Below are 24517 nucleotides of genomic sequence, written 5' to 3'. Positions count from 1 at the left end.
ATTACTGGTTTGGAACTGTGTCAGCTGTGTATAGACTGGCTGGCTAGGTTCTAAATCGGTTAACTTGGCTCTCTAGGTGATGAGCAACCTCGGTTAAGTCGCTCGCTGCACCTGAAATGCTGCTTACCGACTCTTGGTTGCTTTGAGCAATAGTGTTTGCACCTTGCGCGTTTTCACCCAGTGATTTGGTAAGACGATCCTGCTCATCAACCGACACCGCGATTTGGCTGTTGGCTTGGTTCAGATCTTGGATGTGTTGATTAATCACATGTAAGTTCTGAGAAGCTTGCTGCGCCTGCGTTGAAGCGTCTGAAACCGTGCTGTGGCTCTCTTTGATAGACTCTAACGCATCTTTAGCGCCACGTTGTAGTGAGGTGATGAGCTCATCAATCTGGCTAGCAGAGTCTTGGGTACGTTTAGCGAGCGTTCTTACTTCATCGGCTACTACTGCAAATCCGCGACCTTGTTCACCTGCGCGCGCAGCTTCAATAGCCGCATTCAATGCCAACAGGTTGGTCTGCTCAGAAACGCCTTTGATTACTTCAAGAATGGCACCAATGTTCATCGACTCTTTATGTAGGTCGGTCACTTTTTGGCTGCTTACCTGCATGCTTTCATCGGCGCTACCAATTTCATGCAGTGTCTTATCTACTTCTTTCAGTCCCATCGCCACATTCTCGGTGGCTTGGTTGGCAACTTGAGACGCGTGGTTAGCACTTGCCGCAATTTCTGATGTGCTGGAAGCTAATTGATCAACGGCAGAAGAGATATTGATCATTTCACTGTTCAATTGTGTTGCGTTGGTCGAGCTGTTATTTGTCACTTGATTGAGTGACTCCGACATCTCACCAATACGCACGCTAGAACGGTTCACTTGGCCAACAATATCGCGCAGAGATTCAATGGTGATCTCCATATTAGTCAGCAGTTCGCCAATCTCATTTTTGCTCTCAATGTTCACTTCCACATTCAGGTTGCCCTGAGAAAGCTCGTTGGTGATCTGTTTAACTTGTGCGATGCCTTTAGTAATAGAGCGAGTCACCAACACGGCGCTCGTCATGCCAATAACTAAAGCCACACCCGTCAGCAATATGATGATTTGAATCGAGCGCTTTTCGCTGGCTTGCAGTTCTGGTGTTAATGCTTGTTTCTGTTGTTCTAGAATGCTCTGAGCATCAGCCACAGCGATAGCCAAGCTATCACCAATCGAGGAAAGGGTAGCGGTTCTTTGCGTGTTCTCAATCATCTGTTGATGAACTTGCTCAAAGCCTTTCGCGTACGCTTCCCGTTGGTTAGAGAAATCTTCAATCAATTCACTTTGATAAGGAGATGATTTAAGAGATTCAATATCGCCTTCTATACCTGGCAGAGCATATTCAAAAATGTCTTTACCAGCTTCATAGGTTTTGAGGTCGTTGTTGTTTGAGTAACTCAGCACTGTGATCTTGGCTGCGAGGAAGTTCTCCATCAACATGCCTGCGTATAAGCTCGCGTTTGGATCATTGTTATTGTAAGACTCATACAATAAGCTCTGAGCCGCTTTCAGTGCGTTGGTTTCTCGTGTGACCATCTCCACGTTCACTAACTGGTCAATGAGCAGTTGGCTCTGTTTCATTGATCCATAAGCCGCATCAAAAGCTGCAACGCTGTCTTGCACTAATTGCAGGCTCGACAAGCTATCAGTATTGGTGGTGGTTTGGATTAAGTTGTTCAGCAGTTCATCAATCGCAAGTTTGCTCGATTGATAATTCGCTTCGTATTGATCATCCAATGACTCTAAGTAACGTTCAGAAGCTAAACGCATCTGAAGAAAGTGCACTTGAATGTTGCCTGACAATGTCGCCTTGTGGCTGAGGTCACTGTACTGGCTAAAGCCGTTCGACAAGGTTTGAATACCTTTGTAACTCACAAGGCCTGAAATGACGAAAAAGAGCAAGCAGATGGCATAACCCAGCTTGATCTTGAGCGCTATAGAAAGGTGGCGCATAACTATCCCTATATTTACCTGATTCCTTCATAGGGGAGTATTTCATAAAACAGCATTCTGGGCATGCTAAAGCGAATAGTTTGTGTAATAAGTAACGCTTTTGTTAGAAAAATCGGGTTTTTCGACATGCTTTCAACGAGTTGCGTATTTGAATTCAACCGCCTAACTTAAGGAATTAAGTGCTAACTTCCATGCATAGGATGTGATTTGTCGGTAAAATGGCAGAAAACCAATTTTAGAAATCGACTTCAAAGGTACGCGATGAACCCTTATAAACTTTATCTGGTGACTGACGACCAACAAGATCTAGAAACGCTTAAATTCGTGGTTGAACAAGCGGTTGCTGGTGGCGTCACTATGGTTCAAGTAAGAGAAAAACATGGGGACGTAAGAGCCTTCATTGAACGAGCACAAGCGGTTAAGTCGATTCTGGCTGGCTCAGGTGTTCCGCTGATCATCAATGACCGAGTGGACGTAGCATTGGCTGTCGACGCCGATGGTTTGCATCTGGGTCAATCGGATATGCCTGCAGAGTTAGCACGTAAGCTGATTGGTTCAGACAAGATTCTTGGGTTATCAATTGAAACTGAACAGCAGCTACAACAAGCAGGTAGTTTGCCGATCGATTACATTGGTCTCAGTGCGATTTTTGCCACACCGACTAAGACGAATCTAAAGAAACATTGGGGTTATGAAGGCATTCAAATGGCTTTGAAAACAACGAAATTGCCGATTGTTGGTATCGGTGGAATCAACGAATCGAACATTCCGCAGTTGGTTCAGACAGGTATTCACGGCCTGGCGTTGGTATCAGCGATATGTCACGCTGAAAGCCCAAAACAAGCGACGCAGGAACTGCTATCTCTGATGGGAGAGTGAAGGGGAGTAGAACTAGAAAACAAATGAGGTTGGTCATCTGTTTTCTAGTGAAAGCACAAGCACGGAGTCGTGCTAGATGTGCTTATCGATAGAGTATCTAAGCTGCTCTATCTAACACATCGTTTGGTCTATTGAATGCAAAGAGCAACAGTACCGATGATCATAAGAACGATCGCGGCATACCAGCCGTATTGTGCGGTCTTATCAGCAACAAACACCTTAATGTAGTTAAGTTCTTCATGCGCCATTGCAATGAAGTCCGTGTAGTTAATCGATAACTCGCGGCTTGCTTCTTTCAAGTCTTGCTGAAGTTTGTTGAAAGCCTCATCGATGAAGCCTTTTGTTTCTGAAACAGACGGAGTAGCAACCAAAGTTAAGCTATTCCAAACTGCCATACGCGATTCATATTCGCTTTCACTGACACAATTAAGTACGCGTAAATCATACTCTCGTTTGTTACGCTCTTTGCCCATTTTCTCAGGGCAAATATTTCTTAAAACGTTCACGACAAATTTTCCAAAAGGTTCATTTAGATATAAAAAAGCACTCAAAGAGCGCTCATAAACTGGGTGCGAATTAATATTCAAAAAGTGATCTATTTGAAACCGGCATAAGCAACTGCAAGGCTGAGCGCTTATCTAGGAGATTTGAAGTTGGGTCAATGATGTTAAAGAGCGATTTGGGTCTGTCTACATTCGTTTGAAAAGACACACCCGGTTGGGATCGCAGTGTAGTTAGGTCACTTTTGGACATCAACTAGGGTGTTTTATCCACACGACAAAGATATTTATCGGCAAGATAAGCAGAAATGAGGTAGCGGTGGAGAAAGCACCACCGTCATTGACTTAGGATTCCGTTGCTGATATAGGCTGAACTCAAGAATTGGGGGAGTTTAGTTGGCTTGCCATTGATTGTATTGCAGTGAGTGCCCCTTAAGCTTTTCAATAAGGCTAGTGAGCACTGGGCCATTGATGTGGCTGCGAGACACCAAACAACCCACTGGAGTAATCCAACCACCATGCTCGTGCGAGACAGGTAACGCCACTAGATCACCTTTTTGAATGCCTTCCATCACCATCATTTCGGGCACATTTGCCCAACCTACGTTCTGTTCAACGAGATCAACAATGTTCTTGTGGTTGTTCGCATACCAACGCATCGAGCTAATACCATAGGTGAACCACAGTTCGCGCTGCTTTGAGCTGCGATGCACACATTGGCGATAGCGCTTTAGGTCTGAGTCTTGTACAACGGACATGCGACTCAGTTCGTGAGTGGCAGAGCTAACAGTTAGGAAACGCGCTTGGCCCAGCAAAAAGAAATCCATATCGACCTTCAGTTCGCCATCCGCGTAGATGATGCCAATCTGTGCTTTTCCGCGTCTTACTAGGTCTTCAACATCAAAGGTTGAGGTGGTAATGATATCGAAGTGTGTGATTGGAAATTGATCGGCGAGTGAGCTGATTATCTTAATAAAGTTCTTATCTATGATGCTTTCATCAACCGCAATGATCAGTTCGTGCTCATCTTCTTGGGTCAGCGATTCTACTTTTTGATCGAAGTACTTTTGCTGGTCAAGAACGGACTTAGCCACAGGCAATAACGCTTTACCTTTGCTGGTTAAAACGGGGATGTTTTTCTCTCGGTTAAACAGCTCTTGGTCAATGGCAATTTCGAGGTTGGCTATCGATTGGCTTACCCCAGACTGAGCTCGTTTCAGTTTGCGAGCGGCGGCAGAGAAAGAGCCACTTTCACACACCGTGACGAAGACTTTTAGTTGCTCAAAACTGTACATGTTATCTCTCGCTCAATACAAAATGGGGTACTTATACTTAAGCTATCACTAAACGTGATGGCTGTTAACTTTCTCTTATTGTTTTCGGTGACATAATTTCGGTAAGTCCACCATGTTATAAATTGCTATAGGAATGTATGAGTACGTTAGAGAGAGTTTTCCACTCGGTGTTGTTTGAAGTATTGGCCGTCACACTGTCAATTATAGGTTTAGCGATATTTACTGATCACGATGTGAATGCCTTATCAGGAACCATGATAGTTGTTGCGACTATCGCGATGATTTGGAACTACTGTTTTAACCGTATTTTTGATCGTTATTTCACGGGTGAAAAATCAAAGCGTTCGCTCAAATTACGTGTTTTTCATGTCGTGCTATTTGAGGCTGGCTTGTTGATCGCGACAATCCCTGTGATGGCATACTTACTTAACGTGGGGTTATGGCAAGCATTTTTGATGGACATCGGCGTGACCATTTTTATTACCATTTACGCGTTTGTGTTTAATCTGATTTATGACCATGTTCGAGCATTCTGGGTACGCAGAGGGGAGCTAGCCGTTCAGTAATCTACCAAGTCAGTAAACACGAGCTTGGCCACTAACCGTTTGTTTATTCGTTATTTTGACGGAGATATTCGGTTAGTAGGCCTAGGTAACCCGGCACTGGTTGGCATTCAAAGTGGCGGTCTCGAATCTTTTCAATCTCTTCCGCTTAATAGTTAGTGTAACCCTATGCACTTATTGTTCGATATGTAATTTGAATTTGTATGTGTCGTAAAATGGTAAATATCTTAGTGGAAACTTAGCCATCATAGTCATTCGCCCATCACTAGAGCAGACTATGAATAAGTTAAGTTTTGACCGAAAAATGCCGCTATACGTGGTGTCTACACTTGCCCTTAATATGGCAGTTAGCTTGTGGTTATTGAGTATGGCTTCTTCGGCAGTCATGGATTTTTCTGTGCGCGCGTTGTTTTTGCTCAGCACCCTCATTACTGCACGCCTATATCGACATTAAATGGCTCAAAGCAAGAATAACTTGTCGGAAGCGATCATTGATGGTGTCGCAGGTTTTATTGTCCTCGATAGTCAATTGAGGGTCATACAAGTGAATCAACAATTCTCTCGGGTTTCAGGTTATGCCTTTGACCAAGTCGAATCTCGTCCGATTTCTGAACTCTGTTTTATGAATAACAGCAGCCTAATCACGACCATTACTCGCTCACTCAAGGAAAACCAGAGATGGAAGGGTGAGTTGAGTGGAGTCAGTCGACTTGGTGAACATTTTACTGTGAATGTGGTTGTCGAAAAGTTAGTTGAAATACTGTCGCACAATAATAAATATGTGGTGACCTTTACCGATATTAGTCGACGCAAAGTATTAGAACGTCGATTAAGAATGTTGGTGGACACAGATTCTCTCACAGGGTGCTGGAACCGCCGCCGTTTTGATAAAGATCTTAACCATTATTCAAACTTAGCGGAGCGTTATGGTTACACGCATTCCTGTTTGGCGTTGATCGATTTAGATCACTTCAAGGCTATCAATGATAATCACGGTCATGACCAAGGTGATTCAGCGCTGAAAGAGGTCGCTGAACTGTTGAGAAACAACAGCCGAGACACTGATATCGTCGCGCGAGTAGGCGGAGAAGAGTTCGCTATCTTGATGCCTGAAACCAATTTGGCAGAAGCGTTTGAGGCGATGTATCGACTGAAAGAAGTGATTACCAAAGGGACAACATTGAACCTGACCGTGAGCAGTGGTGTGTCTGAAATACAGGCGCAAGCCGAAGCGACCTATCGCAGTGCAGATAAGGCACTTATATCATTTGCAACGTTTTGTTTACTAAATCTAACCCTATTTACTTGAGTTTTCCATCACCGGGCTTATTTTTAAAGTATTAATTTTGTTGATGTTAGTTATCTAGAAGGGAGTCCCATGTCAGAAGTCAACGGGAATGCGCAAGAAGCCAAGGAAGAAGTTGGCCAGCAAGAAAATGGAAAAGACAAAGTAAGAAAGGTCACCAACTACTTATTGTTGTTCGTAGCGTTCATGTTGATCTTCAGTATCATTTCAGACCGCATCATCCCTATTACTGATAATGCTCGTGTCAAAGGTTATATCGTTCCAATCAAACCTGAGGTGTCGGGTAAAGTGCTCGATATTCTTGTTCAACCTAACCAACTGGTTAATCAAGGCGATAAGCTAGCCATTTTAGATGAGTCTGATTACCAAATAGCCGTACAACAAGCCGAGCAAAATTTAGAGATTGCTGGCCAAAATGTCGGCGCGCAAACCGCGAGTATTGCTTCAGCTCAAGCAAAACTCACTTCAGCTATTGTTGAAAGACAAAACACCAAACTGCAAGCCAAGCGTGTTTTAGAGATGTCCGATAAAGGTGTCGTTTCTAAATCAGATGCAGATAAAGCGCGAGCAGCATTAGCGACCTCTCGTGCGGCGGTTGTGAATGCAGAAGCTGACCTTGACCGTGCTAAGAAACAAATGGGTAAAGAAGGCGAAGAAAATAGCCAAGTGAAAGCGGCGTTGCTGGCACTTGAACAAGCTCAATTGAACCTAGAGCGCACCGTGATTACTGCACCGACACAAGGTGGTGTCTCTAACTTTAGCCTGTCTGAAGGTTTCTATGCATCAGCAGGGCAAGCAATCATGACCTTTGTTTCAACCGAAGATATTTGGATTGAAGCTTATTATCGAGAGAACAGCCTAGGTCACGTTGGCTGTTTTCTTGGCGGCGTGGATAAACTGGCCACTTGCGTTTGTGGCGCCAGTGTTCACAGCTAAGTTCTTAATTGATAAACCAAATCTCCATAAAGAAACGGTCTACGAATTGCTCTTGGCCGTTGTGGTGACAATGGGGTTAGGTTTATTACTGTCGCGAGGAATTACCCATTATCCAATCCCATTGCTGATTTTAGTGGGGTTAATGATGCTGTGGGGTTACTACTTGTTTGTCGACCCAAAATGGAACCTGTTTGCCACCATACTGTTGATTGCGGTTTTGATGTTGCCATTCATGGCGATTGATAACCCCGGCGTGTCAGTAATGCTGGCCTCTGGCTTAGCGACCTCTGGTGTGGTTTCAGTCATGCTTTTTGCGTTAGTGCATGTGTTTTTCCCTGAGCCAAAATCGGCGTTCTCAGGCTTCGCTGCTGCGCCACTCGAAAAGAAACAGCGTTGGTATGCGGCCTTTAGGGCGATGATTATCTCCTATCCAGTGGTGTGCTTTTTCTTTATTTTTCAAATATCTGAAGCTTTACTGACAATGATGTTCATTGCGTTGTTATCGTTGATGATTACGTCAGAGAAGTCGATAAAGTTGAGCGCTTTTTTGGTGATAAGTAACGGTATCGGGGGATTGCTGGCGATTGCTGCTTTTTCAATTCTTTCTATAGTACCCAACATTGTCTTCTATTCTTTGTTTATAGGACTTATTGCCATTCTTATGGCTACCAAGATCTACACGGTTCCCGAAAAAGCACCTATTTTCGCCACTGCATTTAGTACGTTGCTCGTACTGGTTGGTAGCACGTTGATGAGCTCCGGTGACATCGATAGCAACACTCTTATACGCATATTCCAATTAGTGTTAATTGGCATATATATGATTTTGGCTTCTCTATTCCTAGAAACACGGAATTGGAAGTTTCTACAAAATCAGCCTTAATTTTGTCTAACAAGGACGTCTCATGAAGTTAACCGATGATTTTTCAAAACAGGCGATAGACGCTGCCATCAAGATCGCAGCGATTGCCATGCTCGTGTATTGGTGTTTTTCGATTTTGCGCCCATTCATTCTTTTGGTGATATGGGGTGCGATCATTGCGACTGCGTTGTATCCAGTGGCGGTCGCAATTTCAAATAAAACCGGGATGTCGAAAGGTAAAGCCAGTGCATTGCTGAGCTTTATTGGTGTGATTCTTCTATTTATTCCTTTGGCGGCGCTTTCTTCTGGTATCTACACCAGCGCGACTGACCTGATGACAGGGCTTCAAGATGGCACATTGTCATTGCCCAAACCGAAAGAGTCCTTACAAGATATTCCATTAATAGGGGAAAAGGTTTATTCAACCTTGGTTGCCGCCTCCAACAATATTGAAGGCACTTTCATAAAGTATGCGGATGAACTTAAACAGTTTGCGACGAAAGCGGCTTCTGTTCTTGGCTCGTTAGGTGGCGGCTTTATTCAGTTCATCATCTCTACCATCATTGCGGGTGCATTCATGAGTAATGCCGATAAATGCAAAACCGGCGTGACTCACTTAGTGGCGCGTTTAACGGGCGGTAAAGGTGAAGAGTTGGTAGAGCTCTCTAAATCGACCGTGCGAAGCGTTGTGCAAGGTGTGATTGGTGTGGCTGTGATTCAATCCATGATGTCGGCAATCGGTTTGGTGATTGCAGGCGTTCCAGCAGCTGCGTTTTGGGCGCTAGCTGTGCTGCTCATTGCGATAATCCAACTTCCACCGATTCTCGCTCTATTACCGGCGATCATCTACATGTTCAGCGTTGAATCGACACTGGCGGCGAGCTTGTTCTTAGTGTGGTGTATTTTGGTGAGCGGCAGTGACGCTATCTTAAAGCCAGTATTGCTGAGCCGTGGCTCTCACATTCCAATGTTGGTAATTCTATTGGGTGCACTGGGCGGAATGGCGATGTCAGGCATCGTCGGTCTGTTTGTCGGTGCTGTGATACTGAGTTTAAGCTATGAGCTGATGATGGCGTGGCTTGGACTTGAAGAGAAAAACCAACAAGAAACTGAGAAAAAACCTGCAGAGGTCGAGGGAAAATAGATGAAGCCAGTCTCTAAAGACGACAACTTCTACTTCTTATTCTATGCACTGTTGGTGTTGTTTCTTGGTTGCGCGGTGATGCAGCAGTTTTATCCGCAAGGCCAGAAAACAATCCTATTTCTTATCATTATTACGTTGGCGAGTTCAATTGCCGGTATTCATAAAGAGCGAGCCTTGTATCGCTCTTGGTATGGGCTGTTATTGATTACGGCGCTCGTGTCTGGCGTGTTTTCATTTTTGGAAGGCTATAACCTGTCGATAGTGACGCTATCGGCGTTGGCTGTGTTCTTGTTTTCACACATTTACTCGGCGTTGAAGCAGGTGATGAAAGCCAAAACGGTGACACCCAATCACATCATCGGCTCCATCTGTATTTACTTGTTGCTAGGGTTTGCTTGGTCGACCATCTACTTGTTAATTTTAGAGATCTTTCCTAATGCCTTTAACGGGTTAGAAGAGCAAGTCTGGCTGACGAACTTGTTTAATGCGATGTACTTTAGCTTTATCACCTTGACTACGGTTGGTTACGGCGACATATCACCAGCTCTGCCTATTGCTCAATTCTTTGTGTTTATGGAATCCATTATCGGCAGCTTTTACTTAGCTATCATGGTGGCGAGTTTGGTGAGCATTCGACTTGCACAGTCTCAGTCCCAATAGAGCATTTACAAATAATAGAGCACATACAAACAAGCCCGGCAATCGCCGGGCTTGTTCTATTTTATGAGCTCAAAAGTCTCTTTAAGTTTGAACTCTGTGTGGGCGATGAACCTTAAGCTTCAGTGCCTTGAATCTTCTCTAATTCAGCGATAGTTGTTTGCGATACAAGCTGACCATCCATGTAATAGGTAACGTTTTGACCGTCTTTGATGCCCGTTAGAGTCGCTGTTTCACCAGATGTATAGACGATGTCCATTTGAATCGTGTTTTCGTCGATCTTAATCATCTCACCCGTTTCAATGGTGCGATTGTTAGAAATTGGGCCGACAGGGGCTTCTTTCAGGCTTGGGTCCAGCTCATCGTTCACTTTGAAGTGCGTGTCTGTTTTTGTATCAAATACGTGTGGTGAACCGCTGATAGGGTTTTTACCTGTCCAGAATTCAAGTGAGTTGAATACCACATAGTCTGCTGCGGTAGTAATACCGTATACAGGCGCTAATAAGAAGTTTACACCTGCACGGGCATAGCGGTTATCGACAACTTCAACGTTAAATTTCATCACTTTCCCTGTTACGGCGTTGCTGCCGATACAACCAGTTAGCGCAGAAGCCAAAACCGTTAGTCCTACAATTTTAAGTGCAATCTTTTTCATTTTAGTACCTGTATAAGTTAGAAGTCTGTTTCGTTGGAACAGGTGTAGTATGGTTTTTATTCGATGGTCAGTTTTACCATTTAGCGCCACTGACGATATAAAATGCACTCGGACTTTTGGCATCAAGCTAGGTATAAAACTGGACACAAAAAAAGCGCGACCTAATAGGGCGCGCTTTGGGGTATTTAGATAAGTCGTAATGAAAACAACGACTCCCATATAGAATTACTTCATCACGTAGGTATAAGCCGATACGACAAGCCAGCGGAAAAATCGAAATAAAAGGGTAGTGGCTTTAAAGGCAAACTTGGCAATGGATACCATTGCTTCTGAACCAATGCTCACGCACTTATGCAAATCGGATTCTTTGTATTCTGAATAGGTCATCTGTTTTCTCATTTCTCGCGCTTGTCTTTCATATGTAAGTAACGACTCCTGTCTGGCGATATCCCCTGAGCGCGTAATGTACGAACTTTCACCGGTAGGGATTTACCATTTCATGCCATATGGATTAATAACTAGGCAAAAGGTAAAGAGTTGGGTGAATTTAACGGCATAGCGAGGTGTAACTGTTCAAGTTACCGAAAAAACGAGGGTAATAGTGGTATGATCGCGGGCTCAGCACCATAAGTGATAAAGAATAGGAAACAGAATGACTCACCTTACCGAACAGCAAGAAGCTGCAATGGCGACGTTTAAAGAAAACTTACACCTTCCAAATGGTGGTTTTCATAAACTGATTATCGAGCTAAGTAAGGAGTATCAGCTGCCTTTCCAAAAGGTGCGTGCGGTTTTAAAGAAAGCTCAAAAAGATGTTGAACGACAAATACGAGAAGATTTTACCAGCGTTGATGACACAGTACTGAGCCAAGCGAATTGGGTAAACATCATTAAGTCGAAGCTTGTTGACTTAGCGGAAGAAAACCAAACGGTCATGGATAAGCTGCAACAAAACCTGAAGTATCAAAAAGTGTTGTCGGCAACCGAGGGTTCAATCGCAAGCGAAGACGAACGTGACGAGTTGATTGAAGAGTTGATTCAAGCTTATGAGAAAGAGGTGTTCAAACCGTTACTGGCGATGTTGCATACAACGAAGCTGTATTGGAAGTTAATGCTGGTGGATGAGACATGTAAGATGAATGAGGAGAATCGTGAGAAGTTCAGTGATTACCCTCAACACATGCAAGCTGCAGAACACTTATATACTCTTGATCAGAAGTTAAGGTCGATGCCGTTAACTTATTAGTCCATGAATGCACTGATAATGACTCAATGGTGATTTAGAGTTTGATATAAGTTGGTTTCAATAGAAGTACGATAACCTAGCTAGCGTTAGCCGCGTGTGAAATGCAAAAAGGGCTAGGTTTCAGATCTGTTTTACTTCTACTCTATTTTGTTCTGCTAGAGCGAATTGAGGGTGACATCTTTTACATCTTTGGGACTAGATGGTGTTTCTTTTGTAGCCTTTGGGAAATGCTATAGGAGTGTGAAATGTCCTAGGGTGTTTCCGTTGCCTGAAACGATAGTTCCGATGCTTTCTCGTTCATTAAATTCAAAGTCGATGAGATAGCTGTGATGTTGTAGCTTGGGCAATATGTGGCGGTGGAGTATATCGCTATTGAGCTGTCGAATCTCGGTGACCCATGAAATCTCTTCTTTGTGTAAATCTATTTTAATCTTGAGCATTTATTACCTTTTAGTTTATTGACTGTTTTTTCGCGTGATAGTTGGTACCAATGGGTTTGTCGTGTTGTTCTGCGTGACATAACTGTGCCTTGTGTTTATTACATTTGTATTTAAGTGCTCGATCTATTCTGACTTCGCTGACAAAAGAGCAAATGACGATAGATCGGTAGTAGGATCGAATTTAAAAGCTATTGAATGACTATCTGGGTGAAAGCTGACGCAGAGATGGTGTAACGAGGGAATCGAGAACTGTCTATGTGGAACTTGGACTTACTTTAGCATTAACAGCTCTATAGATTAGAGCCAGGTGGCGAACTATACGCCTAGTTTTCAAAATTACAACCCTATATTCAATTAAATTCAAAAATATTTTTGGGTGATTTACCATCGGTTACTGAAGGTTAAATGAGCGAAGGTCAGGGATTTGACCATGATATCTGACTGAGTCTTGGCTTTTCAGCTGTTCGTATTCGTTGTCATTAGTGGGTTTAATTGATCAGCTAATTTGTTGATGATTAAGTCTCTGTTGTATATGATCTTTACATTGTAAATTACAATCCATGATTTTGGGGTTCAGCGTTGTAATTACAGGGTTTTTGGGTGCTTTCCCCATCTGTTTTTTTCTTCAGGTTGATGAGTATTTTCCTCTTCGCGTCTTTTTGATATTTCTGATTCCTAATACCTCTCCTGACTACGCAAAATATGAATACTCACTTTTACATTTCTGAATAATAAAGTTGTTGTATCGCCAATTTAGTGCAAATATAATTGATAATAGTTCTCACTTGCGTTACAAGTTTGTTGTCAATCCAATGACAGACTTTAAATTATCGTTATTTAGCAGTTGTGTACGCCCCATGCTCGTCTATGAGTAATGTGACTTTCATTGTCATGAGTGGTGGTTTGTATCAATGGCAAAGGAAGAAACATGAAGAAAACAATCAATTCAGTTCGCCAGTTATTGAGCGGGCTTGCCATCGTTCTAGCATCATCATTCATGATGACCGCGCATGCGGAAACCGTCACCATTGAGCATGTGAAAGGCACAGCGCAGTTTACTGAAGTACCACAGCGAGTGGTGGTTCTAGGCCACGGTAGCTTAGACGTGCTCGATAAAATTGGTGTACAGCCAGTTGGCGCGCCTCATAGCTTGCTGCCTGATTACCTAGCTTCGTACAAAGATACGACGGCAAATACAGGCTCTTTAAGCGAACCTGATTTTGAAGCTATCTACATGTTGAAGCCTGACATCATCATCGCGGAAAACCGCATGCTTAAGGTTTACGGCAAACTGGCACAAATTGCTCCTACTGTCATGTTTTCTATTGAAGGCGACAAGTACTGGGCTGATGCTCAGCAAAACTGGCGTGTGCTAGGCGACATCTTTGGTAAGCAAGCTGAAGTCGAAGCGATCATTAAAGAGACTCAAGCTTCTATCACAGCGGTAAACGACAAAGTAGCGTCTGACGAAACTTCAGCAATGATGCTAATGAACAACGGTAACAACATTGCGATGTTCAACAAAGGCAGCCGTTTCTCAATCATCTTTGATGACTTTGGTTTCGTGGAATCAAAGAGTGCAACCGTGGCTCCGATTAAAGGAACACACGGCAACCTAATCTCTTTTGAATACATAGCTGATGCAAAACCTGAAGTGCTTTACGTGCTTGACCGCGAAAAAGCGATTGGTAAATCAGAAGGACGCGCACAACAACTGTTTGATAACCCACTGGTTGCGGCAACACCTGCAGCGCAGCACGGCAATATCGTTTACCTTGATTCAAGTGCTTGGTATTTGGCTGGTGGCGGTGTGACAGCGATTCATAGAATGCTTAGTGACATTGAACGTACGATTCAATAGTTACTAACCATCAGATTTTCGGGCTTATAAGAGTGTTCTTATAAGCCCTTTTTCACTTTTTTATACGGGCTACCCGAGACCTATCTTTAGTATTATTCCTATGTTGAAACCCATTGCAGCTGCTGTATTTCTTGTTGTGTTATGCGTTGCGTCATTGATGATTGGAGTCGCTGAAATCAGTTTTAGTGACTTCTTCAATGGCAACCAACACGCCAATTCTATTTATATTGTTAGTCGGATTCCTCGACTACTCGCGATCGTGCTTGCCGGAGCGGGATTGAGTGTTTCTGGCTTGATCATGCAGCAAATCGTACAGAACAAGTTTGCCGCGCCTTCGACGATGGGCACCATTGACTGTGCGATGTTGGGTTACATTGTCGGCATTCTAGTGCTAGGCAATGCTGCGCAATGGAGCTACTTAGGCTTTATCTTCGCGTTTGCAGTGTTTGGCACCATGCTATTGGTTCGCTTCCTACAACACCTCAAGTTTAAGAACGCGGTATTGGTGCCTTTGATTGGCATTATGTATGGCAACGTTGTTTCGTCTCTAACAACCTTTATTGCTTATAAGTACGACTTAGTACAAACCATGTCGGCATGGACTATGGCGAACTTTGCGAGCGTGTTGCAGGGCAGCTATGAAATCCTTTATCTCGCGGTGCCTGCTTGTGTATTGGCTTACTATTTCGCGAGCCAGTTCAGTGCGGCGAGCATCGGTGAGAGCTTCGCGAAAAACATCGGTTTGAATTATCAGAAGATCGTCTTCATTGGTGTTGCGTTAGTGGCTATCAGTGCCTCCTCTGTGGTGATGATCGTTGGTGTTATCCCATTCCTTGGCCTTATCGTGCCGAATATCGTGTCGCTGATGATGGGCGATAACATGAAGAAGATTCTGCCTTGGACTGCCTACTGGGGGGTGATCTTGGTGTTGGCTTGTGACCTGCTAGCTCGAATCGTCATCTTCCCTTATGAGATTCCAATCTCGATGGTAATCAGCATCTTTGGTGGCATGATTTTTATTTACCTAATCATGAGAGACAAGTCGAATGCGTGATTCAGTAAAAATTGCGATTCTGGCTATCGCGTCTTTGGGTATGACAGCGCTATTCATCGGGCAGGGGCTGACGTGGGATAACTACGAGTTCTTCTTGTCTCTGCGCCTACCAAAATTGCTGTCGATTGTGTTGGCGGCGGTAGCGATCTCGGCGTCGTCATTGGTTTTCCAAACCATTACTAATAACCGAATTCTAACCCCCTCCATCTTGGGCTTTGACAGCTTGTATATGCTGGTACAAACGGTACTTCTGTTTGTGTTTGGCAGTGCTAGCTTCTGGGTGATTGACTCGATCGCAAACTTTTCGATGTCTGTGACTGTGATGATCTTGTTCTCGTTTGCTCTGTTCCATTTCTACTTTAAGAGCAAGCGAAACAACGTATTCACACTGCTGTTGATAGGCATCGTATGTGGCAGCGTATTCTCGAGTTTGTCTAACTTCTTGGCGATGTTGATTGACCCGAACGAGTTCGCGGTGCTGCAGAATGTGATGTTCGCAAGTTTCAATAACGTGAAAGGCGAGTTGGTTTACCTCAGCCTTATTCCTTTGGGTTTGAGCTTGCTTGGCCTTTGGTTGTTGGCGCCTAAGCTTGATGTACTTTGGCTTGGTGTTGATAACGCGACAAGCCTGGGTGTGAACACCAAGCGATTGACTCAGATTACCTTGGTGATTGTGTCAGTGATGGTCGCGGTGTCTACGGCTCTGGTTGGCCCTGTGCTGTTCTTTGGCTTGATCACCGTAAGCTTAGCTCGCCAGATATTCCGATCTTATCAGCATCGTGTGCTTATCATCGCAAGCAGCTTACTAGCGATCGTGCTATTGGTTTCTGGCCAATGGTTTATCGAAAAAGTGATGGCGTTTGAAACCACTGTGAGTGTGATTATTAACTTGGTCGGCGGTTTGTATTTTATGTTCTTGTTGTTACGCACCAGAATTCAGTAAAGGTAGTAAGTAGTGATTAAATTAACAGGTTTAAGTAAGAAGTATGGCAAGTCACTCGTGGTTGATGATGCCAGTGCTATGTTCCCGAAAGGCGAAGTGACTTCTATCATTGGCCCAAATGGTGCGGGTAAAAGTACACTGCTTTCAATGGCGAGCCGCTTAACAGACAGCGACGCGGGTGAAGTGGTCATTGGCGATAAGTTACTGGCTGAGTGGGATACCAAAGAGCTAGCGAAGCACCTTGCCGTGTTAAGACAATCAAATAACATCAACATGCGATTTACGATTCGTGAATTGGTCTGTTTTGGTCGTTTCCCACACTCTCAAGGTCGCTTGAAAGACGAAGATCATAAGATCGTCGATACAGCACTAGAACACCTTGGCATTACTGACATCCAAAACAAATACCTTGATGAGTTGAGTGGCGGTCAGCGTCAAATGGCGTTTATCGCGATGGTTGTGGCGCAAGATACGGATTATGTGTTCTTAGATGAGCCACTGAACAATCTTGATATTAAACACTCGGTCGAAATCATGCAGACGCTTCGTCGTTTAGCGCATGAGTTCAATAAAGCGGTCGTTATCGTGATTCATGACATCAACTTCGCTTCTTGTTACTCAGATAACATTGTTGCGATGAAGAAAGGCAAAGTGGTTAAGTCGGGTAAGGTTTCGGAAGTGGTTGAAAAATCAGTGATGGAGTCTATCTACGAGATCCCATTTGAGATTCGTGAGTTCGATGGTGTTCGAATCTGTATGTATTATTCTGGTCGTTAGATTACTGAATAACTCGGTTGTTTTGCTTTCTAGCCGTTGAACGAAAAGAGCTCCCATATGAGGAGCTCTTTTTGTTTTCGGATAGTATCTGTGTTGTTAGTGAAATGTTGCAATGCAAAGGTAATTCCCCTTGTATAATAATAACTTAACTGACGTAATATTGACTGGTCGTACTTCTAATAACGCCAGTTTGAAGTCACTCACAGATCTACTCTTCATTTTTGAAAATCAATTGCTTTTTTTCTACTTAACCTCTGGAAACCGTTCTACACTAGGGTTATAACTGTTTGATTTGTATACGAGGTATCAATGAGTCGGAAACCTATAGTGTTAGTCGTGGATGACACCCCAAGTAACTTGGATGTGTTAACGGCAATACTCAAAGATACTTATCAAGTGAAAGTAGCGATTAACGGCACAATTGGTATCAAGATCGCGAAGATGGTGCCGCAGCCAGACCTTATCCTCCTTGATATCATGATGCCTGACATCGATGGTTACGAGGTGTGCCGCCAACTTAAAGCTCAGCCGAATACGGCTCACATTCCTATCATTTTCGTGACCGCCACAATTGGTCCAGAAGCCGAAGTAAAAGGGCTCTCCTTGGGGGCTGTCGATTACCTAACCAAGCCGATAACCCCTGCAATTGCACTCCAGCGTGTGAAAACGCATATCGCACTTTATGACCAACAACGCGCGTTGTTTAGTCAGGTAAAAGAGAAAACTCAAGAGATCAATCTCGGTAAGCTAGAAACACTGAACATACTGGGTAGAGCTGCTGAATTTAAAGACAATGAAACAGGCATGCACGTTAAGCGTATGAGTCACTACTGTGAAGTGCTAGCTAAAGCCTTGGGAATGACTGACGAAGATGCCGAGACGTTGCGTGATGCAGCACCAATGCATGATATTGGCAAGATTGGCATTCCTGACAGTGTGTTACTGAAGCCAGGGAAATTGGATGCCGATGAATGGACTACCATGCAGAAACACGTCGAGTTCGGTGTTGAAATCCTTGGTAGGCAGGGCGATTCCAAACTGATGCGTATGGCCATTCAAGTCGCGCAGTATCACCATGAAAAGTGGGATGGCAGTGGTTACCCAAAGCAGATAGCCGGCGAAGATATTCCATTGGTTGGACGAATTGCGGCCGTTGCTGACGTATTTGATGCCCTGACAGCAGAGCGTCCTTATAAGAAAGCTTGGAGTGTCGATGAGGCACTGAGCTTGTTTGAAGAACAGAAAGGCAAGCATTTTGATCCGACTATCGTCGATATGTTTTTTCTAAAGTTACCTGAGATTCTAGCAATTAAAGAGAAATTTAGAGATGAGTGATGGCTTGATGTTGTCGCTAAATCGTTTGGTTGTTTTTCTGGTCATTACACTTGTGGTGTGGCCGCTGCTAATGCGATCTACGAATGCTGCTGAGGTAACAGATACTGAGTTAAATCAGTGGTTGGGAAACCAACCAACGGTAACTTTTGTTGTCTTGGCCAACCATTATCCTTACTCATTCATCGATGATGATGGGCAGGTTTCTGGGATCATCAAAGATTGGACATTAGATCTTGAACAGCGTTTTGGTGTTCATGTTCGGTTTGTCACAGTTAACTCGCGTGTCGAGGCTAAAGCCGCGTTAGTCGACGGGCGAGGCGATGTATTTCCATTCCAACAGTTCGACCCAAGTGAAGGTGGCCGTTTTCTTGCGAGTGCTCCCTATATTCCTTATCAGGTCGCAGTGATTGTTCCCATCGACAACAAACTCGATGGAAACCTAGATCAAAATAATAAACGCCGTATTGCGATGGTTAATGAAAATATCGATTTGGAGCGAGCCGGTGTCAAATTGAGTTCTATTGAGCGAGTGGATTTTGATAACGTTATTGATGCAGTACGTGCGTTAGGGGCCGGGGATGTCGAAGGCATGGTCGGTGAACCTATCACCACTATGGATCTTGCGGAAAAGATTGGCGTTCATGATTTAGCGGTAAATTATGTTCTGGAGCATTGGAAAAGGTTTGAAGCATCAATGGTGATTCGAACCGATGAACCAGAACTGCTGACGCTAATCAACAAACAGATTGAAACCTTCGACGTTGATAACAAGAACCAGATTTTATCGAAGTGGCTAGACAGTTCCCCCTATCGAGTGCCGCTAAAAGGCGTGTTTGGCTTTGGTAACCCTCCGTATTTTTACCCAGACAGCACCGCAGTCGGGCTAGAGCACGACATTCTTCAGCGTGCACTGAATGACATGGGATACAAACTAGGTGACGTTGTCACACTTTCACCTAGCGCCGCTAAAAAAGCCATCGATAACAACAACTCAATATCATTTGTTTCAGGCGTTCAACCTGACGACCCTTCGCTGCACTTTGTCAGTGACAAGGTGATGGATGTTGATTTTGTCCCTGTCTCATTAAAGAGGCGTAACTTGGATTTAAAGTCAGCAAAGAATCTGTCATTGGGTGCTTTGCTATTTGATGAAACATCACCAATTAAAAACTCGGTAGAAGTACTGAATAGCCAATTGAGTATTGAACGAACAGAAGATCTCGATAGCTTGGAATCAGCGTTCTCCCAATTGAGAGCTCAAAATGTAGACTTATTGATGGTAGAAAGGCGCGTGTTAACTTGGTTTGTGACTAACACGCGGTTTATTGAAATGCGTGAAATAGAGCTGCATGAAGAATATAAAGTGAGCTACCCGATCTATGTTGATTTCAGAGGCTCTGAATTAAGAGATCGCTTTAATGCTGCATTGAAAAATCTCAAGAAAGAAGATGGCGACTTCGAACAAATTCTTAGAACACATGTTAAGAACGATTTGACTCCGGTTCTGAAGAAAGCCGATATTATCGCTCAGGTATCCGCGTATTTTATCGTGAATGACCGTTTTGAAGAGTTGCCTAAGATTTTTGATATATTTGATGCAAATAATACTTTCACTGTGATCACGGCGCTCGCAGACAATAATAAACGACCGCTTGAATCTTGGTTTTTAGGCGATGTATCAACGACATCATTGGCGAGAAAAAACACGTCTAAGCTGTCATCGGTGACGAAAGGCGCTGGATATAAAACACAAACGGGTAGCAGTAATGCCGGGTTTATGACTTTCTACTTTGATGTTAATTCGTTAGTGCGGAACCATGTTTATTTTCCATCTGTCGAACAATTTAGTTCATTCGGAGATGCGGCGAAACGCTATATTACGGATGTTTATCAAGCGAGTAACTTGACTGGAGAGATCCTAAATCTAAGCCAAAAAGAGAGGGCGTGGATTAAAGATAATCCGGATGTACGTATAGGTATCGATCCGAATTCGTTACCTTATGAAGCGGTATCCAATACCGGTGAATACATCGGGATGATTGATGATTATCTAACGCTGATTGAACAAAAAACAGGGCTAAGTATTCAGCATGTTGACGTGGCGAATTGGTCTGAGACCCGAAGCTTGGTTGATCATCATGAAGTGGAACTGGTCTCAGCAGCTCAAGAGAATCGTTCGTTAGGAGATAACGTCAAAGCAGCTAAAAGCTTGTTTTCAAGTCGTTTGGCCATTGCATCGAGAAGAGACGTTAGTAGCTTGGTACTTGAAGAAGCTGATGGTTGGAAAATCGGTATATTGAAGAATGCGGCAAATACTAACGCGATTTTAGATAAGTACCCGAACGTTGAGTGGGTAGAGGTAGAATCCACGGCCGATGGGCTCAACCGATTGGATGATAAAACCTTAGACGGCATGGTCGACACTGTTGATGTCCTCAATTACCTCATTGATTCATTTGGTCATCGAGGGGTTGGTATCATCGGCCGGTTAGACTTCTTCCTGTCGCCAACTCTGCATGTCATCAAATCTGAACCTTTGCTGTTGTCTATTGTGAACAAAGCGATAGGCAGTATCTCGGCTGAAGAACACCAGAAGATCTCAGCAAAGTGGGCGGCGCCCAAAGCGATAGAAAGAGTTGATTATCAATTGGTTTACACTATTTCGGTTTTTTCTCTGGTGATCCTTCTTCTTATTATTTTCTGGAATCGTAAATTAGCGAAGCAGATCAGTATTGCTAAGGAAGCGACCGAAGCTCTGGAAAAGGCGCAGAACCAACTCTACAACATGCTAAATAGCTCTCCAATTGCAGCTAGTGTGGTATTTGAAGAAGAGGTTCGTTACGCGAACGATACGGCAAAACGTTTGTTTGGCGTGGAAGATCAGGCGTTGTCTTCTATCGACGTTGCCGCTATCCATGACTCGCTGAGCGTTCATGATGGCGTGCATGAAGAGCTCGACCTTAACGGTAAAGTTGAAAATAGGGAGTTAGTACTCAGAAAGTCTGATGGAACCCGATTTGTTGCTTTGGTCAGTTACTATCTTTTTGAGATTGATGGTGAAGTCGCCACACTATTTTGGGCATTCGATATTTCAGAAATGAAGCGCCTTAACGAACAATTGGAAGAAGAGAAACAGAGAGCCGATTTGGCGAGCCAAGCTAAATCGGAATTCTTAGCCAATATGAGCCATGAGATAAGAACCCCAATGAACGCCATTATTGGCTTGTCTTATCTGGCGATTGGCGAAATATCTAATCCTGTCGCTCGAAATTACATTGAGAAAGTGCACCGTTCTGGCCATTCGTTACTCGGTATCATCAATGACATCCTTGATTTCTCAAAGATAGAAGCTGGACAACTTGTTATTGATAACGTCCCGTTTGATCCCGTAACGACCTTTAAAGATGTGATTGAACTAATGGAGTCGAAAGCAGCTGAGAAACAACTCAATTTGTCGATGGTCATCGACCCAGAGTTAGACACGCCACTGCAAGGCGATCCCTTGAGGTTGTTCCAAGTCATACTCAACCTTGTGGGCAACGCGATTAAGTTTACGGAACAAGGCAGCGTAGCATTAACGGTGGAGCATGTTGACTCGAACGACAGCAGCCTAACCATGAGAGTGAGTGTGATGGATACCGGGATAGGCATTTCGGATGAGAACCGTCACAAGCTGTTTGAAGCCTTTAGCCAAGCGGATACCACAACGACACGTCGGTTTGGCGGTACAGGGCTTGGGCTCAACATTAGCCAGAAATTAGTTCATGCGATGGGCAGTCAAATTACGGTAGAGAGTGTTTACGGGCAAGGCAGTGAGTTCTCCTTTGTACTGACATTGCCACGCTCAAGCTCGGATGCGTTAGCCGACTTCAAAGCTCAAGAGTTGCAACTGGATTATCAGATAGAGTTCAAAGGGCAAAGAGTGCTATTGGTTGAAGACAATGAGCTGAACCAAGATCTCGCCTTAGCATTTTTCAGTCGCTCTAAATTAAATGCCGATCTTGCTGAAAACGGAAAGGAAGCGCTGGAGTTAGCTAAAAACAACGACTACGAAATAATCTTCATGGATCTTCAAATGCCGATTATGGACGGCTTTGAAGCTACCCGTTTGATTCGTGAATTCGATATAGATGTACCGATTATTGCAATGTCAGCCAATGTTTTTGCTGATGCGAAACAACGAGCGAGGGCGTCGGGCATCACGGACTTCTTGGATAAGCCTATTGTTATTGATAAAGCGATGTCTTTGATTACTCGATACATTGTTCCTGAGGTCTTAGTTGAAGGTCGAGCGCCATCAGACACGTCTTCAGATACGATACTGGCCAGTGATTCTGATAATAGTTCGGAATTACACTCCGATACTCAAACAGAGCAGCCTGTTTTCTCTCAGTCGAGGTTTGAGCAACTGACTCATCATGATGCGAAACTGCAAGAGAAGATGCTTGGTAGATTCTGCCAAGGGGCGCCTGACATTATGTCGGAAACCTTCGACAACCTAGTGCAAGATGAATGGGCGACGTTAGAGCGTAATCTACATACCTTAAAAAGCATGGCAGCTTCGATTGGTGGATTGCGATTGGCAGAGTTACTCAGTGATTTAGAAAGCAAAGCGCATGACAAGGCGTGTGATGAAGCAGATCTTAAGCAAGGCGAACTTGGGTTAATCGAACTGATTAAAGCAGTTGAGATCAGCTTTGATGTGTCTGGTGTTGGGGGATTCAATACGACAAGTACTGAAGAAGCCGATGCGAGTCTTGCTGATACCTCTGATTCACCGAGCATCACGTCAGAACAGCATGCTCAGTTGCTATCACTGCTGGATGCTTATGATAACGATGCAACTCAATATGTGACTGAGTTACTGGTACAGTATCCACATTCTGTTGTTCTCAAAGATGTTCGAAGTGCGTTAGATAATTATGACTTTGAACGAGCAAAAGAGGGGCTTGGCGCTTCTGAGTAGTTGTCTTTTATAAATATCACTTCAACATTAAAGCCTTTAGCTCTTATAGCGAAATACCGAGCTAGCTAAAGGCTTTAAATCTATCTATACCGAACTAACGACTCACGTTCTGTTTGATTAGCTCAACAACCGTATCGTATCGGTGCGGCAGTTTTCGGTTTCGTTTTTGAACCAGATACAGCGTTTCCTCTACTTCTACCTTTGGCGGCACAACGTGTAGCTTGTCTCTATCTGGGAAGTGTTCAACCGCGCCAGCCGGTAACACGGTAAAACCTAATCCTTTTGATACGGGTAGCAAGATCTGGTGAAGCTGATTGATGTAGCCAGATCTTGGTATCTCATTAACGTTGATGTTCGCTAAGTCTTTATCTCCGCAAAGGTCGAAATACAAAGACAGATAATGTGCAGAATCTGGGTGGGCAATCAGGCCAATGTCATTCAATACTTGCGGCGTTATCTCTAAATCAGCAAGGCTGTGGTGAACAATAAGACACAGTGCTTCTTTGCCGATGACTTGGCTTTGGTAGTAGCTGTCGTTCGGGGAATGCCTAACAATGCCGATATCGGTAGTGCCTTCGCTTAGGTCATTCAATATCTTTTTGTTTGGAGCGGCTTCTAAGTTAATGCTGAGCTCTTGGTGTTGCTGTTGAAGTTCAAGAAGCTTGGGATACAGACGCAAAGAGAGTGAGCCAGAGCAAGACAAGTGACATTGCCCAGCATAAGGGTTATCAAAACTCAGAGACTCAAAAAGATCTTCTTGGTCTTTCTCTAGTTTGATCGCATAGCGATACATAATCCGACCCTGTTCGGTCAGTTCGAAGCTCTTGTTTTCTCGAGATAGCAGGTCACAATTACAAGCTTGTTCAAGCTTCTTGATGTGTTGGCTGACTCCAGGTTGTGTCATATACAACTTTTCTGCCGTTTGGGTGAAATGGCCAACTTCAACCAGAGTCTTAAACGTATTGAGCCAAAGTGGATTAATCATACTCACCTTCAAATACTAAAGCCTATAAATAACAAAGCCAATAAATAACAGAAAATTATTATTATCTTAAGTAATGATAATTTCAACTCTAGCGTCTTAAGTAACGCTCATAGACAGAACCTTAAG

19 protein-coding genes and 2 pseudogenes are annotated in these 24517 nt (G+C 43.8%); 14 read left to right on the top strand and 7 right to left on the bottom strand.

The genetic code is table 11. The features are described from left to right. Positions 1–43: 43 nt before the first annotated feature. On the bottom strand, positions 44–1987 hold the full coding sequence (locus AB4585_RS18950) for a methyl-accepting chemotaxis protein (RefSeq protein ID WP_372170578.1): 1944 nt from the start codon (positions 1985–1987) through the stop codon (positions 44–46). Between the two features lie 261 nt (positions 1988–2248). On the opposite strand from AB4585_RS18950, the gene thiE reads away from it, so the two are divergent. Next, a complete protein-coding gene (gene thiE, locus AB4585_RS18945; protein WP_372170575.1) occupies positions 2249–2866 on the top strand; it encodes a thiamine phosphate synthase in 618 nt (205 codons plus the stop codon). Between the two features lie 128 nt (positions 2867–2994). Here thiE and AB4585_RS18940 read toward each other — a convergent pair whose 3' ends face one another. Beyond that, positions 2995–3339: a thiamine-phosphate diphosphorylase gene (locus AB4585_RS18940; protein ID WP_372170586.1), complete on the bottom strand. Its 345-nt coding sequence runs from the start codon at positions 3337–3339 to the stop codon at positions 2995–2997. Between the two features lie 419 nt (positions 3340–3758). Next, a complete protein-coding gene (locus AB4585_RS18935; RefSeq protein ID WP_372170573.1) occupies positions 3759–4661 on the bottom strand; it encodes a LysR family transcriptional regulator in 903 nt (300 codons plus the stop codon). Positions 4662–4798: 137 nt separating this feature from the next. Here AB4585_RS18935 and AB4585_RS18930 point away from each other — a divergent pair, with 137 nt between their 5' ends. From AB4585_RS18930 to AB4585_RS18905, 6 genes and pseudogenes are all read left to right on the top strand, one after another. After that, positions 4799–5227, top strand: a complete 429-nt coding sequence (locus tag AB4585_RS18930) for a PACE efflux transporter (protein WP_017066716.1) — start codon at positions 4799–4801, stop codon at positions 5225–5227. Positions 5228–5501: 274 nt separating this feature from the next. Beyond that, positions 5502–6485 (top strand): annotated as a pseudogene (locus AB4585_RS18925) (diguanylate cyclase); the annotation flags it as partial. A 117-nt stretch (positions 6486–6602) separates the two neighbouring features. Then, positions 6603–7400 (top strand): annotated as a pseudogene (locus AB4585_RS18920) (HlyD family secretion protein); the annotation flags it as partial. Further along, entirely contained in the window at positions 7399–8349 is a 951-nt protein-coding gene (locus AB4585_RS18915; RefSeq protein ID WP_372056884.1) for a DUF2955 domain-containing protein, read from the top strand. The pseudogene AB4585_RS18920 and the gene AB4585_RS18915, both read left to right, overlap by 2 nt. 22 nt (positions 8350–8371) lie before the next feature. Further along, a complete protein-coding gene (locus tag AB4585_RS18910; RefSeq protein WP_136974477.1) occupies positions 8372–9472 on the top strand; it encodes an AI-2E family transporter in 1101 nt (366 codons plus the stop codon). Continuing rightward, the gene (locus AB4585_RS18905; RefSeq protein WP_017061900.1) at positions 9473–10132 is read left to right on the top strand and encodes a potassium channel family protein; all 660 of its coding nucleotides are present in this window, start codon (positions 9473–9475) and stop codon (positions 10130–10132) included. It abuts the gene before it with no gap. 112 nt (positions 10133–10244) lie between these two features. On the opposite strand, the gene AB4585_RS18900 is transcribed toward AB4585_RS18905, so the two are convergent. Together AB4585_RS18900 and AB4585_RS18895 are read right to left on the bottom strand one after the other, a co-directional pair. Continuing rightward, complete coding sequence (locus AB4585_RS18900) at positions 10245–10784, bottom strand: DUF3332 domain-containing protein (protein ID WP_017061899.1); 540 nt, start codon at positions 10782–10784, stop codon at positions 10245–10247. A 225-nt stretch (positions 10785–11009) separates the two neighbouring features. Further along, positions 11010–11171: a hypothetical protein gene (locus AB4585_RS18895; RefSeq protein WP_170962358.1), complete on the bottom strand. Its 162-nt coding sequence runs from the start codon at positions 11169–11171 to the stop codon at positions 11010–11012. A gap of 265 nt (positions 11172–11436) precedes the next feature. Between AB4585_RS18895 and AB4585_RS18890 the strand changes: the two genes are divergently transcribed. Further along, positions 11437–12030: a hypothetical protein gene (locus tag AB4585_RS18890; protein ID WP_017061898.1), complete on the top strand. Its 594-nt coding sequence runs from the start codon at positions 11437–11439 to the stop codon at positions 12028–12030. A gap of 230 nt (positions 12031–12260) precedes the next feature. Here AB4585_RS18890 and AB4585_RS18885 read toward each other — a convergent pair whose 3' ends face one another. Beyond that, positions 12261–12470, bottom strand: coding sequence for a hypothetical protein (locus AB4585_RS18885; RefSeq protein WP_004731601.1), 210 nt, complete (start codon positions 12468–12470; stop codon positions 12261–12263). Between the two features lie 928 nt (positions 12471–13398). On the opposite strand from AB4585_RS18885, the gene AB4585_RS18880 reads away from it, so the two are divergent. The 6 genes from AB4585_RS18880 to AB4585_RS18855 all read left to right on the top strand — a co-directional run bounded on the left by AB4585_RS18880 (position 13399) and on the right by AB4585_RS18855 (position 23406). Further along, positions 13399–14331, top strand: coding sequence for a siderophore ABC transporter substrate-binding protein (locus tag AB4585_RS18880; protein ID WP_372170571.1), 933 nt, complete (start codon positions 13399–13401; stop codon positions 14329–14331). A gap of 100 nt (positions 14332–14431) precedes the next feature. Further along, positions 14432–15385 (top strand): ABC transporter permease, encoded by a 954-nt coding sequence (locus tag AB4585_RS18875; protein ID WP_017061896.1) that lies wholly within the window; start codon positions 14432–14434, stop codon positions 15383–15385. Beyond that, a complete protein-coding gene (locus tag AB4585_RS18870; RefSeq protein WP_136978264.1) occupies positions 15378–16328 on the top strand; it encodes an iron chelate uptake ABC transporter family permease subunit in 951 nt (316 codons plus the stop codon). Before AB4585_RS18875 ends, AB4585_RS18870 begins: the two co-directional genes overlap by 8 nt. A 12-nt stretch (positions 16329–16340) precedes the next feature. After that, positions 16341–17105: an ABC transporter ATP-binding protein gene (locus AB4585_RS18865; protein WP_017061894.1), complete on the top strand. Its 765-nt coding sequence runs from the start codon at positions 16341–16343 to the stop codon at positions 17103–17105. 309 nt (positions 17106–17414) lie between these two features. Next, positions 17415–18440 carry an HD-GYP domain-containing protein gene (locus tag AB4585_RS18860; protein ID WP_372122482.1) on the top strand — a complete coding sequence of 342 codons (1026 nt, stop codon included), beginning with the start codon at positions 17415–17417 and terminating at the stop codon, positions 18438–18440. Positions 18441–18510: 70 nt separating this feature from the next. Further along, positions 18511–23406 (top strand): ATP-binding protein, encoded by a 4896-nt coding sequence (locus AB4585_RS18855; RefSeq protein ID WP_372154412.1) that lies wholly within the window; start codon positions 18511–18513, stop codon positions 23404–23406. Between the two features lie 94 nt (positions 23407–23500). Here AB4585_RS18855 and AB4585_RS18850 read toward each other — a convergent pair whose 3' ends face one another. After that, positions 23501–24391, bottom strand: coding sequence for a LysR family transcriptional regulator (locus tag AB4585_RS18850; protein ID WP_017061891.1), 891 nt, complete (start codon positions 24389–24391; stop codon positions 23501–23503). Positions 24392–24517: the final 126 nt, after the last annotated feature.

Origin of the sequence: Vibrio sp. 10N.222.49.C9 (assembly GCF_041474985.1) — a bacterium.
Taxonomy (GTDB): domain Bacteria; phylum Pseudomonadota; class Gammaproteobacteria; order Enterobacterales; family Vibrionaceae; genus Vibrio; species Vibrio crassostreae_C.
This window is presented reverse-complemented; position numbering and strand designations above follow the sequence as displayed.